At 71.6% G+C, this 26,426-nt stretch carries 18 protein-coding genes; 4 read left to right on the top strand and 14 right to left on the bottom strand.

The window, feature by feature from the left end:
• Window positions 1-66: 66 nt before the first annotated feature.
• Entirely contained in the window at window positions 67-3,474 is a 3,408-nt protein-coding gene (locus ACIQPR_RS01370) for an ATP-dependent helicase (protein ID WP_403640153.1), read from the bottom strand.
• Between the two features lie 257 nt (window positions 3,475-3,731).
• A complete protein-coding gene (locus ACIQPR_RS01375) occupies window positions 3,732-4,118 on the bottom strand; it encodes an MGMT family protein (protein WP_403640156.1) in 387 nt (128 codons plus the stop codon).
• A gap of 186 nt (window positions 4,119-4,304) precedes the next feature.
• On the opposite strand from ACIQPR_RS01375, the gene ACIQPR_RS01380 reads away from it, so the two are divergent.
• The 3 genes from ACIQPR_RS01380 (at window position 4,305) to ACIQPR_RS01390 (ending at window position 10,424) form a co-directional block, all read left to right on the top strand.
• On the top strand, window positions 4,305-7,100 hold the full coding sequence (locus ACIQPR_RS01380) for a lysylphosphatidylglycerol synthase domain-containing protein (protein WP_403640159.1): 2,796 nt from the start codon (window positions 4,305-4,307) through the stop codon (window positions 7,098-7,100).
• A 96-nt stretch (window positions 7,101-7,196) separates the two neighbouring features.
• On the top strand, window positions 7,197-8,741 hold the full coding sequence (locus ACIQPR_RS01385; RefSeq protein ID WP_403640162.1) for an alpha/beta hydrolase: 1,545 nt from the start codon (window positions 7,197-7,199) through the stop codon (window positions 8,739-8,741).
• A gap of 138 nt (window positions 8,742-8,879) precedes the next feature.
• The gene (locus ACIQPR_RS01390) at window positions 8,880-10,424 is read left to right on the top strand and encodes an alpha/beta hydrolase (RefSeq protein WP_403640165.1); all 1,545 of its coding nucleotides are present in this window, start codon (window positions 8,880-8,882) and stop codon (window positions 10,422-10,424) included.
• An 86-nt stretch (window positions 10,425-10,510) separates the two neighbouring features.
• Here the strand turns inward: ACIQPR_RS01390 and moeZ are convergent, their stop codons facing one another.
• From moeZ to ACIQPR_RS01450, 12 genes are all read right to left on the bottom strand, one after another.
• Window positions 10,511-11,689, bottom strand: coding sequence for an adenylyltransferase/sulfurtransferase MoeZ (gene moeZ, locus ACIQPR_RS01395; RefSeq protein WP_019072108.1), 1,179 nt, complete (start codon window positions 11,687-11,689; stop codon window positions 10,511-10,513).
• 63 nt (window positions 11,690-11,752) lie between these two features.
• Window positions 11,753-12,502, bottom strand: a complete 750-nt coding sequence (locus ACIQPR_RS01400) for a spherulation-specific family 4 protein (RefSeq protein ID WP_403640168.1) — start codon at window positions 12,500-12,502, stop codon at window positions 11,753-11,755.
• Window positions 12,490-13,449: an NAD-dependent epimerase/dehydratase family protein gene (locus ACIQPR_RS01405; protein ID WP_403640171.1), complete on the bottom strand. Its 960-nt coding sequence runs from the start codon at window positions 13,447-13,449 to the stop codon at window positions 12,490-12,492. The genes ACIQPR_RS01400 and ACIQPR_RS01405 overlap by 13 nt, the downstream gene beginning before the upstream one ends.
• Window positions 13,450-13,598: 149 nt before the next feature.
• Window positions 13,599-15,044: a hypothetical protein gene (locus tag ACIQPR_RS01410; RefSeq protein WP_403640174.1), complete on the bottom strand. Its 1,446-nt coding sequence runs from the start codon at window positions 15,042-15,044 to the stop codon at window positions 13,599-13,601.
• Window positions 15,041-16,972, bottom strand: coding sequence for a DUF3492 domain-containing protein (locus ACIQPR_RS01415; RefSeq protein WP_403640177.1), 1,932 nt, complete (start codon window positions 16,970-16,972; stop codon window positions 15,041-15,043). Before ACIQPR_RS01415 ends, ACIQPR_RS01410 begins: the two co-directional genes overlap by 4 nt.
• 201 nt (window positions 16,973-17,173) lie before the next feature.
• A complete protein-coding gene (locus ACIQPR_RS01420) occupies window positions 17,174-18,823 on the bottom strand; it encodes a dipeptide ABC transporter ATP-binding protein (RefSeq protein ID WP_403640180.1) in 1,650 nt (549 codons plus the stop codon).
• Complete coding sequence (locus ACIQPR_RS01425) at window positions 18,820-19,818, bottom strand: ABC transporter permease (protein ID WP_403640183.1); 999 nt, start codon at window positions 19,816-19,818, stop codon at window positions 18,820-18,822. The genes ACIQPR_RS01420 and ACIQPR_RS01425 overlap by 4 nt, the downstream gene beginning before the upstream one ends.
• Complete coding sequence (locus ACIQPR_RS01430; protein ID WP_403640186.1) at window positions 19,815-20,930, bottom strand: ABC transporter permease; 1,116 nt, start codon at window positions 20,928-20,930, stop codon at window positions 19,815-19,817. Before ACIQPR_RS01430 ends, ACIQPR_RS01425 begins: the two co-directional genes overlap by 4 nt.
• A gap of 4 nt (window positions 20,931-20,934) precedes the next feature.
• The gene (locus ACIQPR_RS01435) at window positions 20,935-22,653 is read right to left on the bottom strand and encodes an ABC transporter substrate-binding protein (protein WP_403640189.1); all 1,719 of its coding nucleotides are present in this window, start codon (window positions 22,651-22,653) and stop codon (window positions 20,935-20,937) included.
• Between the two features lie 194 nt (window positions 22,654-22,847).
• Window positions 22,848-22,940 (bottom strand): Ms4533A family Cys-rich leader peptide, encoded by a 93-nt coding sequence (locus ACIQPR_RS01440; protein ID WP_317886218.1) that lies wholly within the window; start codon window positions 22,938-22,940, stop codon window positions 22,848-22,850.
• A 56-nt stretch (window positions 22,941-22,996) separates the two neighbouring features.
• Window positions 22,997-24,688, bottom strand: a complete 1,692-nt coding sequence (locus tag ACIQPR_RS01445) for a DUF3152 domain-containing protein (RefSeq protein WP_403640192.1) — start codon at window positions 24,686-24,688, stop codon at window positions 22,997-22,999.
• Between the two features lie 9 nt (window positions 24,689-24,697).
• Window positions 24,698-25,876 carry an alpha/beta hydrolase gene (locus tag ACIQPR_RS01450; RefSeq protein WP_403640195.1) on the bottom strand — a complete coding sequence of 393 codons (1,179 nt, stop codon included), beginning with the start codon at window positions 25,874-25,876 and terminating at the stop codon, window positions 24,698-24,700.
• 210 nt (window positions 25,877-26,086) lie between these two features.
• Here ACIQPR_RS01450 and ACIQPR_RS01455 point away from each other — a divergent pair, with 210 nt between their 5' ends.
• Window positions 26,087-26,305, top strand: a complete 219-nt coding sequence (locus ACIQPR_RS01455) for a hypothetical protein (protein ID WP_403640198.1) — start codon at window positions 26,087-26,089, stop codon at window positions 26,303-26,305.
• Window positions 26,306-26,426: the final 121 nt, after the last annotated feature.

The raw sequence follows: 26,426 nt of genomic DNA on the forward strand, positions 1-26,426 counted from the left end.
GGACCAATCACCCTCAGGGGAAGAAGAAGAGCAGGTCAGCACATGTGGTGCGATGTGTCACGCGCGCTACTCGACCACATGCCGTCCCTCGGGGCGCGCACTGCACGAGGCCCGGAACGCGCAGTGCGCGCAGTGCTGTCCGGCCTTGGGCGTGAACCGTTCGTCGAGGACCTTGCCCGCGGCCGTGGCCAGGAGTTCACCGGCCCACTCCCCCTCCAGCGGCTCCTGGGCCTGCACCTTGGGCAGGGTCTCGCCGCCGTCCCGTACGGCGGCGCCCTGGCGCAGCTGGACGAGTTCGGCGCCGCCCGGCTCGGGGCGCACTCCCTCGAAGGCCTCGTCCACAGCGCCTTCCTGGACGGCGAGCTGGTAGACGGCGAGCTGGGGGTGGCGCTCCACCTCGCGGGCGGTCGGTGTCTGCTTGCCGGTCTTGAAGTCGACCACGTAGGCGCGTCCCTCGCCGTCCGTCTCGACACGGTCCATGGAGCCTCGGATGCGCACTTCGTAGTCACCCGCTTCGAGGGTGACGTCGAAGTCGTGCTCGCTGGCGACCGGTGTGCGGCCGGCGCGGAGGCTGTTGGAGTCGACGTGCCACTTCAGGAAGCGTTCGAGCGCCACGCGCGCGTTGTCCTTCTCCTGCGCCGACTTCCAGGGCGCGTCGAAGGCGAGCGCGTTCCACACGGTGTCGAGGCGTTCCATGAGGACGGCCAGGTCGGCGGGGGTGCGTCCGGAGGCGACCTCGTCGGCGAGGACGTGCACCACGTTCCCGAAGCCCTGGGCGGCGGTCGAGGGCGCGTCGGCCTTCACCTCGCGGCCCAGGAACCATTGCAGGGCGCAGGTGTTGGCGAGTTGGTCGAGGGCGCTCCCGGAGAGCACGACCGGCTGGTCGCGGTCGCGCAGCGGCACCTTGCTCCGGGTCGGCTCGAACATGCCCCACCAGCGGTACGGATGCGCGGACGGGACCAGCGGGCGGCCGTCCTCGTCGGTGAGCGCGGCCAGCCGGGCCAGCCTCCGCGCGGCGGCCTCCCTCAGGGCGTCGGACACGCGCGGGTCGACGGTCGTGGCACGCAGTTCGGCGACCAGCGCGGCGACGGACAACGGGCGGCGCGGGCGGCCCGTGACGTCCTTGGGCTCCACTCCGAGTTCGGTCAGGAAGCGGGAGGGCTGGTCGCCGTCGTCGGCGGGGGCCTTCACCGCGGTGACGACGAGGCGTTCACGCGCGCGCGTGGCGGCGACGTAGAAGAGGCGGCGTTCCTCGGCGAGCAGGGCTCCCGGGGTGAGTGGTTCGGCGAGTCCGTCGCGGCCGATGCGGTCGGCCTCCAGGAGCGAGCCGCGGCGGCGCAGGTCCGGCCACAGGCCCTCCTGGACACCGGCCACGACGACCACGCGCCACTCAAGTCCCTTGGAGCGGTGCGCCGTCATCAGACGTACGGCGTCGGGGCGTACGGCACGCCCTGTGAGGGTGTCGGCGGCGATGTCCTCGGCGTCGATCTCCTCCAGGAAGTTGAGGGCGCCCCGGCCCCCGGTGCGCGCCTCCGCGCGGGCGGCGGTCGCGAACAGCGCGCAGACGGCGTCCAGGTCCCGGTCCGCGTTGCGCCCGGCCGCGCCGCCGCGCAGCGTGGCCCGCTCCAGGCGCCCCGGCCAGGGCGTGCCCTGCCAGAGGTCCCACAGCGCCTCCTCGGCCGTACCGCCGTCCGCCAGGCGCTCGCGTGCCGTGCGCAGCAGCGCGCCCAGGCGCTGGGCTCCCCGGGCGTATGTGGGGTCGTGCGCGACCAGTCGCTCCGGCTCGGCGAGCGCCCGCGTGAGCAGCTCGTCCGAGGGCGGCGGCACAGGGTTGCCTCCGGCCCGCTCCTCCTCGCGCAGCGCCCGGCCCAGACGGCGCAGGTCGGCGGCGTCCATGGCGGCGAGGGGCGAGGCGAGCAGGGTGAGGGCGGTCTCGGTGTCGAGCCAGGAGGTGTTCGGGACGGGCTCCGGCTCGGAAACGGTGTCTCCGGGAGCTTCCCCGGACGCGCCGGAGTCGTCCGCGCCGTCCGAGTCGTCGGTCTCGTCCGTGTCGTCGGCTGTGGCCGGGGCACCCGTGGAGGACTCCGCCGTCGCCACCGCCCGCAGAGCCGTCAGCAGCGGGGCCACGGCGGGTTCGTGGCGCAGGGGAAGGTCGTCACCGTCGATGTCCAGGGGGACGCCGGCGGCTGTGAGGGCGCGGCGGACCGTGGGGATCGTCCGGGAGCCGGCCCGCACCAGGACGGCCATGTCGCTCCAGGGGACGCCGTCCTCCAGGTGTGCCCTGCGGAGGATGTCGGCGATGTTGTCCAGCTCCGTGCCGGGGGTCGGGTACGTGTACACCTCGACGCGCCCTCCGTCGCGCACCGGGGACAGCTCCCGGTGGGCGCGCACCTTCTGGGCGGGCAGCCGGGTCAGGGGCATGCGCTGGGTCAGCAGACGGGTGGCGGTCAGCAGTACGGCGCCGGAGCGGCGGGAGGTCCGGAGCACCTCTACGGGGGCGGGGCTGCCGTCCGCGCGCGGGAAGGCACTCGGGAAGTCCAGGATGCCGTTCACGTCGGCGCCCCGGAACGTGTAGATCGACTGGTCCGGGTCGCCGAAGGCGACGAGGGTACGGCCACCGCCGGCGAGGGCGTGCAGCAGTCGTACCTGCGCCGGGTCGGTGTCCTGGTACTCGTCCACGAACACGGCGTCGTACTGGGCGGCGAGCCGTTCGGCGACCTCGGGACGGTGGGCGAGGAGCACCGCGCGGTGGACCAGTTCCGCGTAGTCGAGCACTCCTTGGAGGTCGAGTACGTCCAGGTATTCGGCGAGGAAGGCGGCGGCGGCCCGCCAGTCGGGACGGCCGATGCGGCGCGCGAAGTCGTCCAGGGCGCCCGGGCCCAGGCCCAGTTCACGGCTGCGGGCGAGGACCGCGCGGACCTCGTCGGCGAAGCCGCGGGTGGTCAGGCAGGCCCGCAGTTCGTCCGGCCAGCGCACATGGGCCAGGCCGAGCCGCTCCAGGTCGGGCTGGCCGGCGAGCAGTTCGCGTACGGCCACGTCCTGTTCGGGGCCGGACAGCAGCCGTAGCGGCTCGACGAACAGGTCGCTGTCCTGGTGGGCGCGGATCAGGGCGTAGCAGAACGAGTGGAAGGTGGTGGCCCGGGGCGCGCGGGCGGCGCCGATGCGCAGGGCCATACGGTCGCGCAGTTCCACGGCGGCCTTGCGGCTGAACGTCAGCACGAGGATCCGCGCGGGGTCACCTCCCCGGGCGACGCGGGCCGCGACGGACTCCACGAGCGTGGTGGTCTTGCCGGTGCCGGGACCTGCGAGGACGAGCAGCGGACCGGTCCCGTGGTCAACCACCGAGCGCTGTGGCGCGTCCAAGTGAGGGGGAGCCGACCGGGTCGGCGGGGTACGCACCAGTCGGTAAGCGCCACGGTTCCCCTGTCGCACCTGGGGGTGCGACAGGCGCCTGGTGGAGGAAGAGGAGCTCACGTGGTTCGCCGGTCCTGGTGGGTGTGCTGGTTGGCAGGCTGCCGCGCGTCGGGGTCGGTGGCAGCGGGGTGAGGGGGACGCGTGCAGCCGACGCTACGCCGACGGGTCGTACGGGAGCGGGACTTCCGCCTCTTCCCGCAGGGCTCTCACGACCCGTGTGTCCCTCGCCCCTCGAACGTACGGCATGCCACGGACGTGCCCTGTTTCCCCCGTACGGATCACAGACCGCACCCGGGCGGGTCCGATGGCGGAAGCTGTCAGGTGTGACCGTCCGCGCGTTCGCCGCCGTCCCACCGCGCCCGTTTCATGTCGACGCGCGGCAGGTGCCCCTCGGCGGCCCTGCTCGCCTCCTTCAGGGGGGTGCCCTCCTCCCGGTAGCGGGCGAGGGCCTCCAGTTCGTGGCCGGGGAGCAATGTGCCGTCCGCGCGGACGACCCTCCACCATTCGACGGCTCCCCCGTAGAGGGCCATCACCCGGCCGACCTGGCGCGGCCCGCCCTCCTCCAGCCATTCGGCGACATCGCCGTATGTCATGACGCGCCCGGGCGGAATGCGTTCGGTCACATCGAGGACCCGCTCCGCGTACTCGGGCAACGCGTCCGCGTGCTGCGGGCCGGTGTCGTCCGGAAGCCTGTGCTCGCTCATCCGCCCCATCCTGCCGCACACCACCGACAACGCGACGCGCTGGCGACTGTGCGTATCCCTCGCCCCGGAGCGGCGCTTGGGGCAGACTGTGCGCCCCCGCATTTGCACCCTGATGCCCCCGTGTGTCGGTGGGGCATGCCACCATCGTGCGGGCGGTGACTGGTGATACGAGATCAAGAAGAGACGATGAAGCAGCAGGGTGTGCACCCCGAAGACGCGGAGGGCACCTCTGACGCCGCGTCGCGCCCGGACACCGCCGAAGCGCCCGAACAGGACCCCTCGGAGAGTCCCGCCGGGACGCCCGCTCCCGACCCCGCGTCCGACGACCCCACGGCCGACCCTGTATCCGGCCCCACGACCGGCCTCGACGACTGCGACGACGACACGCACGCCGAGGAGGTCGAGGGCGACGAACCGCTGCTCCCCGCGCGCGTGCACCGTCCTTCCGATCTCATGCGGCTCCTGGTGGGCTTTCTCGCGGTCGTCATCCTGCTCGCGATCGCCGCGTTCGCGCACGGCACGACCTCGGGGCTCGAACAGGACATCAACAAGGGCACCGGCCAGGCGCCCGACCTGCTGATCAAGATCGCGGGGCTGGCGTCGAGCATCGCCATCCTGCTGGTGCCGGTCGCCTTCGCGATCGAACGGCTGATCAAGCGCGACGGACTGCGCATCGCGGACGGCGTGCTCGCGGCGGTCCTCGCCCATGGAGTGACACTCGCCACGGATCTGTGGGTCGCCAAGGCCGCCCCGGGCTCGATCCAGGAGGCGCTCACCCAGCCCTCCCCCGGTGACATCCACGCGCTCACCGACCCGGTGCACGGCTATCTGGCGCCCGTCATCGCCTACATGACGGCCGTAGGCATGTCCCGACGGCCGCGCTGGCGCTCCGTGCTGTGGATCGTGCTGCTGCTGGACGCCTTCTCGATGCTGGTCACCGGGTACACGACCCCGTTCTCGATCATCCTGACGGTGCTGATCGGCTGGACCGTGGCCTACGGGACGCTGTACGCGGTGGGCTCCCCGAACGTCCGTCCCACCGGCCAGACGCTGATGGCCGGTCTGCGGACGGTCGGCTTCCACCCCGTGGGCGCGGCCCGCGAGGAGGCCGTGGACACCGAGAACGGCGATCGCGGCCGACGCTATTTCGTCACCCTGGAGGACGGTCCGCCGCTGGACGTCACCGTGGTCGACCGGGAGCAGCAGGCCCAGGGGTTCTTCTACCGCGCGTGGCGCAATCTGACGCTGCGCGGCTTCGCGACCCGCAGCAGCCTCCAGTCGCTGCGCCAGGCACTGGAACAGGAGGCCCTGCTCGCCTACGCGGCGATCGCTGCCGGGGCCAACGCCCCGAAACTGATCGCGACCTCGGAACTCGGCCCCGACGCCGTCATGCTGGTCTACGAGCACACCGGTGGACGCACCCTGGACTCGCTCGCGGACGAGGAGATCACCGACGATCTGCTGCGGCTGACCTGGCACCAGGTGCAGGCATTGCAGTCGCGGCGCATCGCCCACCGCAGGCTCGCCGGTGACGCGATTCTGGTGGATCGTTCCGGCAAGGTGATCCTGACGGACCTGCGCGGCGGCGAGATCGCGGCCGGTGAACTGCTGCTGCGCATGGACGTCGCCCAGTTGGTGACGACGCTCGGGCTGCGGGTGGGGGCGGAGCGCGCGGTGGCGTCGGCGGTCGGTGTCCTGGGCCCGGACGCCGTGGCCGACTGCCTGCCGATGCTCCAGCCCATCGCGCTGTCGCGCTCCACGCGCGCGACACTTCGCCGGCTGTCCCGGGAGCGGGCCCAGCGGGAGCGCGAGGCGATCCTTGAGGCGTCCCGGCAGACCCGCCTGGCCCGCGCCGAGGAGACCTCGGAGAGCGGCTCCGCGCCCGTCCTCGAAAAGCCCGACAAGAAGACCGTACGGGCCGAGCAACGGGCCCAGAAGCGGGCCATCGACGAGGCATTGGACGAGGCGCGCGAGGAGGACCTGCTCACCCAGATCCGCCACCAGGTGCTGCTGATCAGGCCGCAGGCGCCGGTCGAACCGGCCCGCCTGGAGCGGGTGCGGCCTCGGACGCTGATCAGTTTCATCGCGGGCGCCATCGGCGCGTACTTCCTGCTGACGCAGCTCACGCACATCGAGTTCGGGCCGCTGGTCGCCAACGCCCAGTGGGGCTGGGTGGCCGCGGCCGTAATGTTCTCGGCGCTGAGCTACTTCGCGGCGGCGATGGCCCTCCTGGGGTTCGTGCCGGAGCGGGTGCCGTTCCTGCGGGCGGTGGCGGCGCAGGTCGCCGGGTCGTTCGTGAAGATCGTGGCCCCGGCCGCGGTCGGCGGTGTCGCCCTGAACACCCGCTTCTTGCAGCGTGCCGGGGTGCGGCCCGGGCTCGCGGTGGCCAGTGTCGGCGCGTCGCAGCTGTTCGGCCTGGGCTGCCACATCCTGATGCTGCTGTCGTTCGGCTATCTGACCGGCACGGAGAAGACGCCGTCGCTGTCACCCTCCAGGACGGTCATCGCCGGGCTGCTGACGGTGGCGGTCCTCGTGCTCGTGGTGACGTCGGTGCCGTTCCTGCGGAAGTTCCTCGTCACGCGCGTGCGGTCGCTGTTCGCGGGTGTCGTCCCGCGCATGCTCGACGTGCTGCAACGACCGCAGAAGCTGGTCACCGGCATCGGCGGCATGCTGCTGCTGACGGCCTGCTTCGTGATGTGCCTGGACGCGTCGATCCGGGCGTTCGGCGACCAGTCGACGTCGCTCAGCCTGGCCAGCGTCGCGGTCGTCTTCCTCGCGGGCAACGCGCTCGGTTCCGCGGCCCCCACGCCGGGCGGTGTGGGCGCGGTCGAGGCGAGCCTGACGCTCGGTCTGATCGCCGTGGGCCTGCCCAAGGAAGTCGCGGCTCCGGCGGTGCTGCTGTACCGGCTGCTGACGCTGTGGATCCCGGTGCTGCCGGGCTGGCTGTTCTTCAACCACCTGTCCCGCAAGGGCTCCCTGTAGGTCACGCGCACGGCCGGACGTGGGGCACGCGCGCGTGCGTACCTCGTACGGCCCGTGCCCCGAGCGCCCCGCCGGGTACGACCCCAGGATGGGACCATGCCGAACCCCTCCCGGCTGCGTGCCGCTGCCCTGACCGCCACCGTCGTCCTGCTGTCCGCCACCCTGGCGAGCTGCGGCGGCGACTCCAAGGACGAGGATCCGACGGCCCAGAAGCTGAGCTGGAAGGACTGCCCGGCCCCGTCCGAGTCGGAGGGCGGCGGCACCGCGCCGTCGCCGCTGCCGAACGGCGACAAGTGGCAGTGCGCCACCATGAAGACGCCGCTCGACTGGAGCAAGCCCAAGGGCGACACCATCGGGCTCGCGCTCGTCCGGGCGAAGGCCAGCGGTCCCGGGAACAAGCGGATCGGCTCGCTCGTCTTCAATTTCGGCGGCCCCGGCGGCTCGGGCGTCACCACACTGCCCGCGTTCGGCGAGGACTACGCGGCCCTGCGCACCCGCTACGACCTGGTGAGCTTCGACCCGCGCGGCGTCGGCCGCAGCGCGGGCGTCACATGCGAGAGCGACTCCCAGCTCGACCAGTACTTCCAGCAGGACGCGACACCGGACAACGCGGCCGAGCGGACGAAGCTCCTGGCCAACACCAAGCAGTTCAACGCGGCCTGCGAAAAGAACTCCAAGAAGATGCTCCCCCGGGTGCGCACCACCGACGCGGCCCGCGACATAGACCTGATGCGCCAGGTCCTCGGCGACGACAAGCTGCACTACTTCGGCATCTCCTACGGCACCGAACTCGGCGGTGTCTACGCCCACTTGTTCCCCGGACACGTGGGCCGTGCCGTGTTCGACGCGGTGGTCGACCCCACACAGAACGCCGAACAGGGCTCCCTGGGACAGGCCAAGGGCTTCCAACTCGCGCTCGACAACTTCGCCGACGACTGCACGTCGAAGACCACGGACTGCCCGGTCGGCGACACCGCGCAGGACGTCAAGGACCGCATCGCGAAGCTGCTCAAGAGTCTCGACAGCAAGCCGATCCCGGGCATCTTCCCCCGCCAGCTGACCCAGACCGCCGCGACCAACGGCATCGCCCAGGCGCTGTACTCCAAGGACTTCTGGGAGTACCTGACCGAAGGCCTCGAACAGGCCTACGCCGGTGACGGCAAGGTCCTGATGGCGCTGTCCGACTCGATGAACGGGCGCAGCGAGAACGGCGAGTACAGCAACATCACCGCGGCGAACATCGCCATCAACTGCGCCGACGAGAAGCCGCGGTACACCGCCGACTACGTGGAGCGGAAGCTGCCCGAGTTCCGGGCCGCGTCGCCCCTGTTCGGGGACTTCCTGGCCTGGGGCATGGTCAGCTGCACCGACTGGGCGGTGGCGGGCGCCGCCGACCATCCCGACGTGAGCGCGGCCGGTTCGGCGCCGATCCTCGTCGTGGGCAACACCGGTGACCCGGCCACGCCGTACGAAGGCGCGCGGAAGATGGTGGACGCGCTGGGCAAGGGCGTCGCGGTCGAGCTGACGTACAAGGGTCAGGGGCACGGGGCGTACGACAGCAAGAACAAGTGCGTGCAAAGCGCGGTGAACGGCTATCTGCTGAACGGGAAAGTACCGGCGGCCGGCACCGTCTGCTCCTGACCCAACCTCCCGAAATTCGAGCAAAAGCGCAGGTCAAACGGTTATCCACAGGCTGTCACGGGCTCGGCTCGGGCCGCCTACTATGGCCTGACCGCCATCCGCGGCGTGACGCGGACGGCCTGCGAGGGGGGAATGCACATGGCGCGATTCGTACGGTGGACGGCCCTGGTGGCCGCCGCCGCACTGCTGACGGCGGGTTGCAGCGGCGGCTCGTCGGACGACGGCAAGGACGGCGCGGGGGACGCCCAGTCGTCCGCGGCCGGCACGTCCGGTACGGCCGCGCTGCCCGCGTCGCTGACCGCGCAGAAGCTCGACTGGGGGCGCTGCAAGGCCACCGCCGACTCGGCCGCGCCCAGCAGCGACTGGCAGTGCGCGACGCTCAAGGCGCCGCTGGACTGGGCGAAGCCGGGCGGCTCCACCATCGGGCTGGCCCTGATCCGCTCGAAGGCGACCGGCGGCGACCGCATCGGCTCGCTCCTGTTCAACTTCGGCGGCCCCGGCGCCTCGGGCGTGGACTACATGCCGGCGTACTCCGCCACCGTGTCCGCGCTGCACGAGCACTACGACCTGGTGAGCTGGGACCCGCGCGGGGTCGCCGCCAGCGAGGGCGTCCGCTGCCGCAGCGACAAGGCGATCCAGGCCGCCGAGGACGTGGACGCCACCCCGGACACACCGGCCGAGGAGAAGGCGTATTTCCAGGACGCGGCCGACTTCGGCAAGGGCTGTGAGAAGGCCGCCGGAAAGCTGATGGCGCACGTGTCGACGACGGACACGGCCCGCGACATGGACCTGATGCGCGAAGTCCTCGGCGACTCGAAGATGCACTACTTCGGCATCTCCTACGGCACCGAACTCGGCGGTGTCTACGCCCACTTGTTCCCGAAGAAGGTGGGGCGGCTGATCCTGGACGCGGTCGTCGACCCGACCGCCGACTCGGTGGGCCACGCGCTGAACCAGACCCGGGGCTTCCAGCGCGCCCTGGACGACTACCTCAAGTCCACGGGACAGGACCCCGCGCAGGGCTCGAAGAAGATCGCGGCCCTGCTGAAGCGGATCGACGCCAAACCGCTGGCGACCTCGACGGGACGCGAGCTGACCGAGACGCTCGCCGTGACCGGCATCGTCCTTCCGCTGTACAGCAAGCAGAGCTGGCCCACGCTGACCAGCGCCCTGGACTCCGCGAAGGAGGGTGACGGCTCGGAGCTGCTGGCGCTCGCCGACGGCTACAACGACCGTGACAGCTCGGGGCACTACGGCACCACGACGCAATCACAACGGGTCATATCGTGCTTGGACGACAAGCAACGGCCGACGCCCGAGCAGACGCGGAAGCTGCTGCCCGAGTTCGAGAAGATCTCCCCGGTCTTCGGCGACTTCCTGGGCTGGGACACGGCCGGGTGGTGTCACGACTGGCCGGTGGCCGGGCAGTACGACACCCCGGAGGTCAGCGCGCCCGGCGCGGCGCCGATCCTGGTGGTCGGCAACACCGGGGACCCGGCGACGCCGTACGAGGGTGCCCGGAAGATGGTCGACGAGTTGGGCAAGGGCGTCGGTGTGGAGCTGACCTGGAAGGGCGAGGGCCATGGCGCGTACGGCAGTGGGAGCGACTGTGTCGACTCGACGGTGGACGCGTATCTGCTGAAGGGGACGGTGCCGCAGGACGGCAAGGTCTGCGCCTCCTAGCGTCCTCGTCCGCGTCCTCGTCCGCCCGGGCAGCGGAAAGGGGCCCGGCACTCGCGGTGCCGAGCCCCTCCCGGGAAGGCATGTGCCTAGTAGACGGGCTTGTCGGGCTCGATCTGGTTGACCCAGCCGATCACGCCGCCGCCGACGTGGACCGCGTCCGCGAAGCCCGCCGACTTCAGGACGGCGAGGACCTCCGCGCTGCGGACACCCGTCTTGCAGTGCAGGACGATCTTCTTGTCCTGCGGGAGGGTCTCCAGGGCGGTGCCCATGAGGAACTCGTTCTTGGGGATCAGCTTGGCGCCGGGGATCGAGACGATCTCGTACTCGTTGACCTCGCGGACATCGATGATCTCGATGTTCTCGCCGTCGTCGATCCACTCCTTGAGCTGCTTGGGAGTGATCGTCGAGCCGGCGGCGGCCTGCTGGGCCTCCTCGGAGACGACGCCGCAGAAGGCCTCGTAGTCGATGAGCTCGGTGACCGTCGGGTTCTCGCCGCAGACCGCGCAGTTGGGGTCCTTGCGGACCTTGACCTGGCGGTACTGCATCTCCAGGGCGTCGTAGATCATCAGCCGGCCGACGAGCGGGTCACCGACGCCGGTGAGGACCTTGATCGCCTCGGTGACCTGGATGGAGCCGATGGACGCGCACAGCACGCCCAGGACGCCGCCCTCGGCGCAGGAGGGGACCATGCCGGGGGGCGGGGGCTCCGGGTAGAGGCAGCGGTAGCAGGGGCCGTGCTCGGACCAGAAGACGGAGGCCTGGCCGTCGAAGCGGTAGATCGAGCCCCACACGTACGGCTTGTTCAGCAGGACGGCTGCGTCGTTGACCAGGTAGCGGGTCGCGAAGTTGTCCGTGCCGTCGACGATCAGGTCGTACTGGCTGAAGATGTCCATCACGTTCTCGGCCTCAAGCCGCTCTTCGTGCAGGACCACGTTCACGTAGGGGTTGATGCCCAGCACCGAGTCGCGCGCCGACTCCGCCTTCGAGCGGCCGATGTCGGCCTGGCTGTGGATGATCTGGCGCTGCAGGTTCGACTCGTCGACCTCGTCGAACTCCACGATGCCGAGCGTGCCCACGCCCGCCGCGGCCAGGTACATCAGCGCCGGCGAGCCCAGACCGCCGGCGCCCACACAGAGCACCTTGGCGTTCTTCAGCCGCTTCTGCCCGTCCATGCCCACGTCGGGGATGATCAGGTGGCGGGAGTACCTGCGGACCTCGTCTACGGTGAGCTCGGCAGCCGGCTCGACCAGGGGTGGCAGCGACACGGGGACTCCGTTGGTCGGTCAATCACTACAGTTGTTCTCCCTGTAACAGTGCCACGCCCTTCTTCATTCCGAGACACCTGTTCCGATCCGCGAGACGATCTCGTCCCAGTAGCCGGGCATCGTCTCCCAGGGGTCGGTGCGGCCCCCTCGATCGGTGCGGTCGGTGAAGTAGATGGTCGAGGCGCCCTGCCAGCGCGCGATGCGCAGCGCCTCGTCGAGATGGCCGCGCGGGACGCCGTGCACGAAGTGGCAGAAGCGTTCGGGCGGATGGTCGGCGGTCCACTCCGCGACCTGCGACCAGCGGTAGTCGCTCCACGGGCCGGAGAAGGTCACCAACTGGTCGGCGAAGTCGGCGTATCCGGGGTGCGGGTGGATGCCGTGGCCCAGGACGACATGGGCGCCGGCGCGGATCTCGCGGAGCGCGGTGACCGTGCGGCGGACCTCCGGGAGCGCGGTGCGTCCGGAGGGGCAGCGGTCCAGGAGGAAGCCGTCGGTCCGGTACCAGTCGAGGTAGCGGTGCGCCTCGGAAACCAGGTCGCCGAAGGCACGGGCGCCATAGGCGGCGTCCAGGTGGCCGAGCACGCGGATGCCCATGTTGCGCAGGCGGCCGGCCGCCTCGAGACAGTGCGGGTCGGGTCGTGTCCCCGGGCCGGAGGAGACGTTGAGGACGACCCAGTGCAAGGGAGTGCCGGGGCGGGTGAGTTCGCCCCACTCGGCCGGTGCGACCAGGGGGTGCGCGTAGCCGGGGACGCCGAAGCCCGTGCGGACATCGGTGCTCGCGGTGCCCGGGGTCGTCCTGGTCAGATGCGGCACGCCGCCTCCATCCAGATGTCGGCGAGGGACTCCTCCAGATTGATCCGGGGCCGCCAGCCGAGCCGGTCGCGCGCGGTGCGCACGTCCGCCTGCTGCCAGCTGCCGCAGCCGTCCGGGTACGGGTACGCGACCGGGGCCGCGTGGTCGGGGTCGGACCGGGGGTGCCCGATGGCGGACCGCAGCGGACCGGGCGGGCCGTCGAGTTCGTGCAGCGCTCCGCCGTATCCGGCGACGCGGGCGAGGACGGAGGCGGCGTCGCGCAGCCGGACCGCGCGGCCCGAGCCGATGTTGATGACGCCCTGCGCGGCGGAGAGCGAGGCGGCGTGCACGGCACGGGCCACGTCCCGTACGTCGACGAAGTCGCGCTGCGCGCCGAGACCGCCGAGCTTGAGCTCACCGTCGCCGGACTGCATGGCCCGGCGCATGGCCTCGGCGAGCCGGCCGAGCGGGGAGCCCGCAGGGGTCCCCGGTCCGGCGGGCGAGAAGACGCGCAGGACCACGGCGTCGAGGCCGGAGCCCAGGACCAGTTCGGTGGCGGCGAGTTTGCTGACCCCGTACGGGCCCCCGGGGCGGGGGACGGCGTCCTCGGCCGTGGAGGAACCGGGCTGGCTGGGCCCGTACTCCGCGCCGCAACCGATCTGCACGAGCCGGGCGCCGCAGCCGCTGCGGCGCAGCGCCTCGCAGACGGTGGCGACGGCGACGGTGTTGTGCCGGGTGAGTTCGCGGGCGCCGCCTCTGGTGGCACCGGCGCAGTTGACGACGACTCCGGGATGGACGGCGTCCAGGAAGCGGGTGAGTGCTCCGGGACTGCCGGACGCGAGGTCGAAGCGGACGTCGGCGTCGTCGCCGCGGCCGAGCGCGGTGAGCTGGACGGCCGGGTCGGCGAGCAGACGGTCGGCGACGAACCGGCCGAGATAGCCGTTGGCTCCGATCAGCAGGACCCTCATCGGACGGCTCCCGTGGCCGACTCTCCGGATCGGGAGGTGATCATCTGGCGTTCTCCTTCACAAGGTGATGCGGTTGCCTCCGGCGCGGCGGTGGGGCCGGGCGCCTGCGGCTGGGTGATGGGGCCGGTCGGTCCGAGGTCATGGCGGCGTCACCGCGGCTCGTCCGCCGGCGCGTGCGCGGAGGCTCTGGTCAGCGTGCGGGTGGTGTGGAGCAGAAGGATCAGGGCGGCTGCTCCGCAGGCCAGAGCGGGGACGCTGCCCGGGCCCCAGGAGCCCAGGAGGGTTTCGACGGGGGTGGCCAGCAAGCCGCAGTCGGGCAGTCGGCCGATGAGGTCCAGGGCCAGGGCCATGGCCTCCGTCGCGGCTGCCGTGCCCAGGGCGAGAGCCGGGGCGCGGGTGAAGCCGTGCACGAAGAGGAGACGGGCGAGCAGCAGGAGCGCGCCCAGGGTGATGCCCTGCGCGTATGCGGCGGGCTCGCCCAGGACCGCCCCGCAGACGGCGAGAAGCGCGGAGAGGGCACAAAGGAAGAGGGCGAACATGCCTAGGAGCAGCGGTTGCACGGAGTCCGCGAAGTCCTCCAGACCACGGCTGGTGGCGAGCTTGCGGCGGGCACGTTCGGCGAAGTGGTGGGCGCACCAGGCCGCCGGGACGCAGGCCAGAGTGAGGGCCAGCACGGGTGCGGTGGTCGTGGGCCAGGGTCCGCCGGCCGCGCCGGTCGGCAGGCTGTCGGGGCCGCCGCCGTCCGCGGCGCGGAGCAGACCGTCGCCGAGGAGGGCGTAGGCAAGCAGCCAGTACGTCCACAGGCGCGTGCCGGGCGGGGTGCGCCACGCCGGGGTGCCGGGCGGGGTGCTCAACGGGCCGCGCCGCAACGCCATGCGCACGCCGAACGCCACGGCGAGGACACCGCCGACCGCCACCGCCGACCGCACCCGACCGTCCGTGAGCCGCAGACCGGTCACGGCCGCGACACCGAGAACTCCAGGAAGAAGAGCGAGCAGAGCCCAGACGGCGCGGGGCGCGGGCGCGGTGACGACGGCCGCGCCGGAGTCCGGGGCGGCCGTGTCGGCGCGGGGCACGCGCGCGTACATCTCCTCGGCGAGCGAGAAGACGTCACGATGCCGGAAGCGGGTGGCGGTCCGGTCGGTGACACCGTGCGCCTCAAGGCCCGCGGCGATCTCCAACGGGTCGACGGCCCGCTCGCACAGTTCGCGATGCCGGTGCATCAACGCTTTTACGGGGTCGGCGGCGCCGCGCCTCGCTGGGGTGGGGGCCGAGGCAGCCGAGGCGGGGACGGGGGTGGGCTTGCGGCCGGTCGCCGGACCGGCGGCGGCCACGGCACGGACCTCCGGGGCGGCCGAGTCGCCCGACGTTCGCCCCGTCTCCGTAGGCGTCCCGGCATGCCTCTCCGTGCGCGCCTCGGTGTGCGTCCCCGCATCCGTCTCCGTGCGCGTCGCCATGGGATTCGCCCTGCGCGTCTCCGTGGGCGTCTCCGGCTGTGACTCCCCCTGCCCCGCGAGCCACTCCTCCGAGCGCGCGTCCCAGGCCTCCGCGCCGCCGGGTGTTCCGGGGCGGTCGAGTTCGCCGAGGCCGCTCATCGGGCGGCCTCCGTCGTCGGCAGCGGGTTCGTGGCGCGTACCGGTGCGCCCGCCGCCCAGCGCGGGCCGCCGCGCGCCACGACACGGGCTGCCGCGGGGGCGGTCGCCGGGCCTGCCGCGCAGCCCGTCGCCGGGGCGCCTGCCATGGGTCCTGTCGCCGTTCCGCCCGCCGTGGGGCCTGTCGCGCGCCCTGCCTCGGGACGTCCCGTCCAGCGGCCGGGGACGTGGGACTCCGCTGGGGCGGCGAACGGGAGGGGTTCGCCCGTGTCGTCGAGAACGACGCGGTGGACCGGGGAGTGCGAAACGACCTCCAGGTAAATGCCGTGAAATGCCGCGATGTTCTGCTCGACGGTGAACAGTTCGAGTGCGCGGGCGCGCGCGGCGGCGCCCAGGCGCCCGCGGCGCTCGGGGTCGCGCAGCAGGGTCACGCACGCCTCGGCGAGCGCCCGTGGATTGCGCGGGGGCACGACGAGTCCGGTGCCGCCGATGACCTCGACGACCGCGCCGACGTCCGTGGACACGGTCGCCCGGCCGCAGAACATGGCCTCGACCAGGCCGACGGGGAAGCCTTCGACCACGCTCGACAGGACGACGACCGCGCCGGTCGCGTACGCCTCGGGGAGCGTGGGGGCCTCCGGGCCGCCGATCTCCTCGAAGGACACCGGGTTGTCGCCGACCGCGTGCACGCCCTCGGCCTCGTCGGGGAAGAGCTGGGCGGCCAGCGCCCGGCAGTGGCCCAGGTAAGCGACACCCTCGGCACCGGCGGGCGCGCCGACGATCCGCAGCCGCGCCTTGGGCTCCTCCTTGCGGATCTCCGCGAAGGCGTGGAGCAGGGAGATCAGGTCCTTGGCGGGTTCGACCCGGCCGACCCACACCAGGGTGTCCGGGTCGGCGCGGTCGGGCGCCTCGCCCACCTCGGCGAAACGTGACGCCTCCATGCCGGGGTGGACCGTGCGCAGCTTCGTACGGTCGGCACCGCAGCGTTCCTGCCAGCGGCGGGTGTGGGTGTTGCCGGGGGTGATCAGCGCGGCCCGCCGGTACACCTCGGTGGCCAGCCGGCCGTGGAAGGCGGCGAACAGGGCCCGTACGGCGGGCGGGGCGTCCGCGGAGGCCAAGTAGTGCGTGCGCAGCTGCACGCCGTACTCGGTCACCAGCAGGGGTACGCCGGCGAAGTGGTGGGCCAGCAGTCCGGGCAGGGCGGCGGTGCCGCCGGCGGTGGCGTGGCAGAGGTCCACGGAGCCGAGGGCGTCGTCCTCGTACCAGTCGAGCGAGAGGGGGCGCAGGGCGCGTTCGATGTGCGCGGCGACAGTGAGGAGGTCGGGTACGCGGGCCTCGCGTGCGGTGCGGAGTGCGCCGCGCGCACGACAGGCGCGTTCGAGGGCGCGCACGGCGCTCTCGGCGCGCGGCGCGCCGCCGAGTCCGCCCTCGTCGCGGGCGAGTTCCGCGAGTCCGTACAACGCGTTGGCGAAACGGTCCGCCATAACGGCGGAAGCCTCTCCGGAGGGCGTGGAAGGCCCGGTGGAAGCAGTCTCCGAGGGCTCCGCGGGCCGCGTGGAACCGTCCGGGTCCGGCCCGGCGGGCTCGGGTGCGGAGGACGCAGACTCCGTGGGCGCGCTCGGTCCCTGCACCGGCGCGTCCCCGGCGCACAGCACGGCCGCCAGCTCCTCGTAGTGCTCGCGGAAGCGCCGGCGTGCGCGGCGGCCGAGCGCCGGTCCGTCGTCCTCGGTGCTCCACAACGGTGCGGTGCGCACCCGCTGGACCTGGGGCGGCAGTTCGAGCCAGCCCTCGTCCTCCTGGCGTTCGCTGCGGCTGAGCGCGTAGACGTCGAACTCGTGCTGTCCGAGCCCGCGCACGAGCCGGTCGCACCAGAGTCTGGCGTCACCGTTCACATACGGATAGCCACCCTCCGTAACCAGTCCTATGCGCACGACCACACCCCCGATCTCCCTTGTGGGGAGCCACCGTTGACCCGGCGGCTCACAGCGGGACGAACGTATGCGGACATGACGGTGGCGCGATGGACGGTTGTCCATCGCGCCACCAAAAGGGGTGAACGGTCGTAACTTTCCCGTGCGGTTGGCGTTCGCTCGCGCTAAGGGATCATCCGGAGAGGGATCGTTCTACGATCCTCATGTCGTCGCCAACTCTCGTCGGACCGCCCTCCGCCGCGCCGCCACCGCCGGATCGAGGGCAGGTACGGCGGCCAGCAGTTGCTTCGTGTACGGGTCCTGCGGGGAGTCGTAGACCTCGTCGGCGGGGCCTTGTTCAACGATCCTCCCGCGTCGCATCACCGCGACCCGGTCGCTGACCTGGCGCACCACGGCGAGGTCGTGGGCCACGAACACGAGCGCGAGGCCCAGTTCGCGCTGGAGTTCGCCGAGCAGGGCGACGACCTGGGCCTGTGTGGTGACGTCGAGCGCGGAGACGGGCTCGTCGCACACGATCACGCGCGGGTCGGCCGCGAGCGCCCGCGCGATGCCCACGCGCTGGCGCTGGCCACCGCTGAACTCGTGCGGGTAGCGGTCGTAGTGCGCCCCTTCGAGCCCCACGCGCTCCAGGAGTTCGCGTACACGCCCCCGGATGCGCCCCTCGTCCCGCTCGCCACGCGCGCGTAGCGGGTCGGCTATCGACTCCCCCACGCTGCGGCGGGGGTTGAGGGAGGAGACGGGGTCCTGGAAGACCATCTGGACGTCGGGGCGTACCCCGCCGCCGGGCCTGATCTCTCCGGTCGTCGGCTTCAGCAGTCCGACCAGCATCCGGCCCAATGTCGTCTTGCCGCTGCCGCTCTCGCCCACGATGCCGAGGGTCTCGCCCCGGTGGACGGTCAGCGACACGTCGTCCACGGCCGCGAACGCCCGCTTCCCGCGCCCGAATTCGCGCCGCAGGCCGGTCGCCTCCAGGACGACCTCCCGGGCCTCCGAGGACCCCTCTGAGGCCGCGCGCGGAGCGTCCACGCGCGGGACCGCGCCCAGCAGATCCCGGGTGTACGGCTCGGTCGGCGCCCCGAGGACGGTGCCCACCGGGCCGTGCTCGATAGCCCGTCCGTGCCGCATCACCAGGATCTCGTCGGCGCTCTCGGCGGCGACACCCACGTCGTGCGTGACGAGCAGCAGCCCGAGGCCGGTCTCCTCGCGCAGTGTGTGCAGCAGGTCGAGGATCTGCGCCTGGACGGTCACGTCGAGCGCGGTCGTGGGTTCGTCGGCGATCAACAGCTCGGGCTCGCACGCCAACGCCATCGCGATGAGGGCGCGTTGGCGCATGCCGCCGCTGAACTCGTGCGGGCGCGCACGGGACCGCCGTACCGCGTCGGGAATGCCGACCCGGTCCAGTACCTCGACGGCACGCGCGCGTGCCGCCCGGCGTGACGCGCGCGTGTGCACCCGGTACACCTCGGCGATCTGGTCGCCGATCGCGTAGTACGGGTCCAGGGACGACAGCGGGTCCTGGAAGACCATCGCCGCCGTGCCGCCGCGCAACCGCCCCAGTTCCGCGTCGGACGCCTCCTGTACGTCGATGCCGGCCACCCGGACCGAGCCGCCGACGTCGGCTCCCGTGCCGCGGTGCAGCCCCAGCAGGGCCGAGGCGACCGTGGACTTGCCCGAGCCGGACTCGCCGACCAGGGCCAGCGCGGCGCCCTTCTCCAGCCGGAAGGAGAGGCCGTCGACGGCCCGTAGCGACCCGAACCCGACGGTCAGGTCGGCGACGTCCACCAGGGCGTCCACAGAGCCGTTCTCGGCGCCGTTCCCGGAGCCCTTGGCCGAGTCAGCCACCGCGTTCATGCGAGCACCACCCGTCGGTCGGCCACCGCGTACAGCACGTCCGCGACGGCGTTGGCGATGACCACGAAGAAGCCGATGACCAGGACCATGCCGACGACCACAGGGAGGTCGACGACATTGACGGCGTGGACGAGTTCCTGTCCGATGCCGGGCAGTCCGAAGAGCGTCTCGGTGAGCACCGCGCCGCCGACCGCCGAGCCGACGTTGTTGGCGTTGAGCGCGATGATCGGCGCGAACGCCCCGCGCAGCGCGTGCCGCCCGATGATGGACCGTTCCCCGACGCCGTAGGCGCGGAAGGTGCGGATGTGGTCCTCGGCGAGGGTCTCCAGCATCGACGCCCTGGTGAGCCGGGCGAACGTGGCGGCCTCGATGAGGGCCAGCGAGAGCCAGGGCAGCAGCAGGTTCCAGGCCCACTGTTCGGGGTCGTCGGTGAGGCTCACGTACTGCGGGAAGGGCAGCAGTTGGAGCTGCCCGCAGACGACGATCATCAGCACCAGGCCGATCACGAACACCGGGGTGGCGACGCCCGCGAGGGTGACGCCGGTCAGCAGGCGCTCGGTGAACCGGCCGCGCCGCCAGGCGGACAGGACGCCGGTGCCGACGCCGAGGATCAGCCACAGCACCATCGCGCCGAACACCAGCGACAGGCTGACCGGAAGCTTCGCCAGGATCAGCTGGGTGACCTGCTGGTCGCCCTGGTACGACAGCCCCAGGCAGGGCGCCGAGCAGTGCTCCACGGAGGTGCCCGTGGAGTAGTCCTGGCCGACGAGGATGCCCTGGAGGAAGTGCCAGTAGCGGAGGTACAGCGGGTCGTCGAGCCGCAACTGCTGCGCCACCTGGTGCACTTGCTCCGGGGAGCAGCGCGGGCCGCAGGTGATCTGGGCGACGTTCCCGGGGGTGACGAAGAAGACCACGTAGACGATCACCGAGATGGCGAGCAGAGTGATCACGGTGCCGATGCCCCGGCGCAGGACGAATCCTCCGAAGCCGCTCATGATGTGGCCTCCTTGGAAATCGCGCTCTTCGTAGTCGCGCCCTTGCCGCTCACGTCCTTGCCGCTCGCGCCCTTGGGACCGGCGTCGCCCTTCGTACCGGCGTCGCCCTTGGTGCCCGCGTCCGCCTTCGCCTCGCCCTTGCGGCCGGTGCCGACGCGCAGGCGGGAGGCCGCGCGCGGGTCGAGGGCCGTGCGGATGCCGTCGCCGAGGACGGTCAGCGCCAGGACGGTGACGAAGAGGGCGCCGGCGGGCAGCAGGAGGTACTGCGGGGCCGCCTGGTACCAGACGTCGGCGGCGGTGAGCATCTGTCCCCAGGAGGGCGTCGGAGGCTTCACGCCGACGCCGAGGAAGGACAGCGCGGCCTCGACGGTGATGTTCATCGGGACGAGGAGCGCGGCGTAGGTGATGACCGGCGCGGCGAGTCCCGGGAGCAGTTCGCGGCGGGCGATGCGCCAGGTGCCCCAGCCGCTGAGCCGGGCGGCGGAGACGTAGTCGAGTTCCTTCAGGGTGAGTGTCTGGGCGCGGACGATCTTCGCGACGTTGCCCCAGGCGATCAGGCCGATGACGAGGGCGACCAGGAGGGGGCGCGGGAAGCTGCTGGGCACGATGGCCAGCAGTGCCAACGACATGATCATCAGCGGCATCGCGATGATGATCTCCGTCAACCTGCTCAACAGTTGATCAACCCATCGACTGCCCAGCGCCGCGGCGACTCCGACCACGACACCGATGGCGACCTGGACGACGGTCGCCCCGAGTGCGACACCGAGCGAGACCCGGGCGCCGTAGACGAGGCGGGCGAAGAGGTCGCGGCCGGTCTGCGGCTCGACGCCGAGCCAGTGGTCGCCGGTGATGCCCCCGAGGGAGCCGGTCGGGACGCCTCCGCGCGCGGAGTCGATGAGCGACGGGTGGTAGGTGAACGGGTCCTGGCCCTCGATCGCGGTGAGCAACGGCGCGGCGAGCGCGACCAGGACGAGCAGGGCGACGACGGCCGCCGCGAAGAGGGCGGCGCGCTGCGCGCGCAGCCGCCGCCAGAACTGACGGGCCCCCGAGGCCGCCGGGACGGTGACATCCGTCCCGGCGGCCTGGGAGGCGGCAAGTGCCTCACTCATGGGGTTACTTGACCGCGACCTGGGAGATGTCCAGGACGCCGGTCCAGTCGCTGATCACGACGTTCTTGATGTCCTTGCCGACCAGCCGCTTGTAGACGGGGTGGAACAGCGGCACGGTCAGGGCCTGTGCGCCGATCTTCTTGTCCAGTGCGCCCCACCGCTTGGCGGCCTCGTCAAGATTCGTCAACTTGTTGATCGCGTCAATCTCGGCATTGACCGACTTGTCATTGAGCAGGCCGGTGTTGAAGTTCGCGCCGTCCTTGACGATCTGGCGGCCGTCGAAGATCGGGGCGAGGAAGGGGCCGCCGGAGGGCCAGTCGGCACCCCAGTGGGCGAGGAAGAAGCCCGGCTCGGTCTTGACGCTGTGGATCTTGTCCTTGTAGTCGTTGATCTCCAGGCCCTGGAGCTTGACGGTGATGCCGGCCTTCTTGAGCGCGTCCTGGATGGCGGTCGCGATCTCCGGGCTGGTCTCGAAGTCCTTGTCGTTGGAGTGCGTCAGGGTGACGGTGATCCCCTTCGGGTAACCGGCCTCCTTCAGCAGCTCCTTGGCCTTCGCCGCGTTGCCGGAGGCGCCCGCCGGGAAGAGGTCGTAGGGGTCGTACCCGAAGGACTTCTGGTTGGGCAGGAAGGTGGTCGCGGCCTCGGCCAGCGAGGAACCGCCCGCCGCGTTGACCACCGACGAGCGGTCGATGGCGTACGAGATCGCCTGGCGCACCTTGACGTTGTCGAACGGCTTGACCGTCGGGTTGAACGCGATGTAGTTCGTGTAGCCGAAGTGCCCGGTGCCGACGCGCGCCGCGAGTTCCTTGTCGCCGGTCACCTTGGCGAGTTCGGCGGGACCGAGGTTGGTGTCGGTCGTGACGGCGGTGGCGTCCGCGCCCTGGGACGACGACAACCGCTGGTTGATCACGGACGAGTCGAGACCGGACTTGACGTCGATCCGGTCCGGGTAGGCCTTGCGCTCGGCGTCGGTCGCCGCGGACCAGTACGTGTTGCGCTCCAGGACGAGCGTCTCACCGTCGTTCTGGTTGCTGACGACCTTGTACGGCCCCGAGGAGATCGGGTGCTGCTCGTACTTGGTCCCCGTGTCCTTCGCTTCCGGGACGGGCGTGAACTGCGTCTGCGTGGCGAGGTAGGGGAACTCGCCCTCGGGCTTGTTCAGGTGGAAGACGATGGTCCGGCTGTCCGGGGTCTCGATCGCGGAGAGCCCCTTCTTGTCCTTGTAGGGCCCCTGGTAGTCGGCCGCGCCGACCAGCCAGTCCCGCAAGTAGGGCGCGCCGCCGGAGAGTTCGGGGGCGAAGGAGCGCTCGATGCCGTACTTGATGTCGGCCGAGGTGATCGCGGTGCCGTCCTCGTACTTGAGGCCCGTCTTCAGGGTGTACGTCCAGACGGTCGCGTCCTTGTTGGGACGCCCGGTGTCGGTGGCGAGGTCCGGGACGACCTTGGCACCGGCCGCGCCGTTCTCACGGTTGCGAGTGGTAAGGGTGCGGAAGACGAGCGAGGGCACGTTGCCGCCGCCGGAGGTGTACAGGCGCGCCGGGTCGAAGTCCTCCTGGGGGTTGGAGTTCAGGACCGTGAGCGTGCCCCCCTTGTGCGGCGTGGAGTCGCCACTGGAGCCCTTGGCATCGTTGTCCTTCGGCCCGCAGGCGGCGGCGCCCGCCGCCACGGCCAGGCTGACGGATGCCACGGCCACGCGCCGGGCTATGACGGACGGTTGACGCATCGGAATGACGACCTCTCGGGGGGGATGTTCGGGAATTCTCATGGGGTTTCCCGAATAGTGAGACGGATGGACGAGGGGTGAGACGGAAATGAACAGGCGTCTGCCCCGGCGTCAGGTCGTCGGAAATGCCCTGCCATGGTCAACGGGCAAGGGCGGAGTGGTGCGGGTCGCGACACGAACGCCAGGGGCGGTGTTCAGCGACAGAGGATGTCGGCCACGCAGAGCGGGGTCACGCCGATGAGCGCCAGCTCGATGGCGGCGCGATTCGCGACATGACTAGACCACATGCCCAAAAATATGAAGGATGCTGCGGCTCGTGTCAATGTGACATAAGCGTCGCCGGTCAACTGCCCGGATACGGCCAGGGGTTGGGCAGACAGTGGATCCCGTCGTGGTCGAGGAACTTGGTCTGCTGCTGCATGACCGGGGCCAGCTCGCCGTTCTTGTCGCAGGTCACATGCCCGTAGCCGAGACGATGACCGACCTCATGATTGATCAACATCTCTCTGTACGCGTACATCTTGTCCCCATATGTTGACGACCCCTGCGCCCATCGATACGCATTGATCAACACACGTTCGGTGGCCGCCGAGTCGCACGACACGTTGTCCTCGGTGGTGTCGAGCCCGGACTTGGCGCACCACTTGGCGGTGGTACCGGGGCTCGCGAGGGTGATCACGAAGTCCGGTTTGCCGGAGTAGATGCGCTCGAAGGTACGGCCCCCGTTGTGGGCCCAGCTCCGGTTGTCGTTGAGGGTCTTCTGCACGGCCTCCGCGAAGAGCGCGCCGTCAAGACCGAGTCCCTGCTCCACGTCCACGCGGTACGTGTACTTGCGCCCCTTGCCCGGCGCCTTGGCGACACCGGGCACCGCGTCGAACTTGTCCGGCCCCTTGAGCGTGGCACTGAGCGGGTACTTCTTGTCCATCTTCTGGGCATACGTCAGCGTCGTCACCTGCGGACTCGCGGACGCGCTGGGCTCCCCGGAGGCAGCACCGGCACCCCGTACGTCCCGGGCCTGGTCGGTGGCCGCCTCCGACCGCACCCCGCCCTTGTCACCGTCCCCGGCGACCTGCCCGGCGACGACGACGGCCAGCACGGTGGTGACGGCCGCGGCGGCGATGCCGGTGTAGGTACGTCCCTTGCCGCCCCGCGCCGGCCCGAAGCCGGCCCCGGGCCGATCCCGGCCGCCGGGCGGCGCGCCCGCGCTGTCGACGTCGACGTCGCCCCCGGTACCGCTTTCGGTGTCGGTGCGGGCGTCTGTGCCGGTGTCGTATCCGGGCGGCCAGTCGGTGACGGAGGCATACGGGTCGGAGCGGTGCGTGGTGACACCTGCCCGGGGCGTGAAGACGTCATCCCCGTCGAAGGCGTCGACGTAGTCCTGCCGGGGCCCACGACCGCGCCGCCCACCCGGCCGAGTCCCGTCCTGGGGCGCCTGCCGCTGCCGCGGAATCGGAAGCCCGGGGCCGGTCCCCGGGGGTACGGGCGCACCGGCGGCCGGGCCGCGGGGCACACCGGCGGCCGGGCCTTGCCGCCCACCGAAGAACCCGGGCGCACCTCCCTGCCCCCTCAACTCGCCCCAGCCACCGCCGGCTTCAGCCTGCTCGGGGTGCCCGCCACGGGCCTGCGGTACACCGCGCGCGGGAGTGCCGTCGGAGAAGCGCGGCATGCCATGGGCAGGGGTTCCATCGGGAGAGCGAGGACCAGGGAGCCTCGGAAAACCATGGGCGGGAGTGCCGTCCGGAAGCCTCGGGAAACCGTGGGCCGGTGTCCCGTCCGCGAGCCGCGGCACGCCACGGCCCAGATCCCCGGCGCCGAAACGCGGGACGCCCGGCCGATCCGTCCCCGGCTGGGGCCCCCGACCCGGCCGAGGCCCTTGAGCCGCCCGAGCACCCGCACCGGTACTGCTGCTGCCTGCGTCGCCACCGGTACCCGTACCGGCGTCGACGCCACCCCTCGTACCTATGCCTCCGCCCGAGGAGTCACCCTTGGAGGAATCACCCTTGGTGGTGGATTTACGGCGACTATGGCGTCCCACGTCGCCTCCTCAACTCCCCGCGTTCGTATCGTCGGCGTCGCCGCCCTCGCCCACCGTACTCACCGAACCGCCGTCACGAACCCCTCGTGCGCCACCCCGGCTCGCTCGACCGCCTCGGCCGCCCTTGCCGCCGCGACTCACCGCACCCGCGCCAACGCCCCGACCGGTAGCCGTGTCCGCATCCGCATCGGTCTCCGCCGCGCCGGTCTGCGTCGACGCGCCCGGCTCCCCCAACTCCCCCGTATCCGCGAGCAGTTCACGGAACGCCCCGGCCACGACCTCCGGGTACTCCATCATCGCGACGTGCCCCGCGTCCGGCAGGGACAGCAGCCGGGAGTCGCGGAAGGCGCGGGCCGCCCGGCGGGCCATGCGGTAGCTGACGAGTTGGTCCCGGCGGCCGTAGATGAGCAGGGTCGGGGCGAGGACGCGTTCGGCCTGGCGCCACAGGCCGTGTTGGCCGCCGAGCGTGTACGCGTTCACGACGCCCCGGGAGGTGCGGGTCATCACGTCCCAGAAGTACGGGAGTTGGAGCCGCCGCTCCAGTTCCTCGACCGCGTGGTGGAACTCCTCGGGGGCCACCCGGCCGGGATCGCCGTAGCAGAGGCCCAGGACGCCGCGGACGCGCTGTTCGGCCGTCCAATCCCTGCTGACGCGGGTGAACAGCGAGGCGACTCCCGGTACCGCGAGCAGCCCGGTCGGGACCGCCGTGCGCTGGATGCGGAGTTCCGGCAGGGCCGGGGAGACCAGGGTGAGCGTGCGGACGAGGTCCGGGCGGACCGCTGCCACCCGGGTCGTGACCGCGCCGCCCAGGGAGTTGCCGAAGAGGTGCACCGGACCGCGCCCGGCGGCGTCGAGGTAACGGATGACCGCGCGCGCGTGCCCCGTGACGGAGTAGTCGCTGTCGTCCGGTGGCGGGGAGTCGCCGAAGCCCGGCAGGTCCAGGGCCTCGCAGTCGACCACGCCGTCGAGCTCGACCATGAGCCGCGACCAGTTCTGCGAGGAACCGCCGAGCCCGTGGACGTAGAGCGCGGGTGGGAGTCCTTCGCGGGCCGGGGGCCTCGAACGCACCGTGAGGGTGATGCCCGGCAGCCGGACCGACCTGAGCCGCTCGCCGTCGCCCACTCTGACGGGGGCCACTTCCGGGAGCACGGCGGGGACCGACACCGAGGGCAGCTCTGTCGAAGACATGCGGCAATGTTACGAGACCATCACGCTCTGGTTCATGTGTTCGCCGTCACAGAAAGCGAACGGGCCGCGTCGGACCGAGGACGGGCGGGCGACCGGCGGGACAACCCTCCCCGTCGGCTCACCGCATGGCGTCCGGATCGGGTGTCTCCTAGGCTCGTAGACGGGGCACCCGCATACGACCGCGTGCTGGTACCAGGAAGGGAGCCCGCCATGGCCGTCGATCCCACCGATCCCGAGACCTTCGAGGACGAGAGCGGCGCCGCCGAACTCGGTGCCGAAGCCCCGGAGGACGACGTCGCCGAGCAGCTGGCCGAGGTGACGGCGGACCGTGAGGAACCGCCGGCCGACGTGGACCCGGACTCCGCGAACGAGGCCGACGTCATCGAACAGGCCCGGGTCGTCTCCGTCGACGAGGACGACTACCGCTGACCGCCGTCGGTGACCGCCCCACGGTCACCACCGCTCCCGCCTCGCCCCGGAGCGCACGCGGGACCGCACCCCCCTGCCCGCTCCATCCCGCTTCGAAACACTTTGCGCGACTTCCGTCACC

Origin of the sequence: Streptomyces sp. NPDC091280 (assembly GCF_044768565.1) — a bacterium.
Lineage (GTDB): Bacteria > Actinomycetota > Actinomycetes > Streptomycetales > Streptomycetaceae > Streptomyces.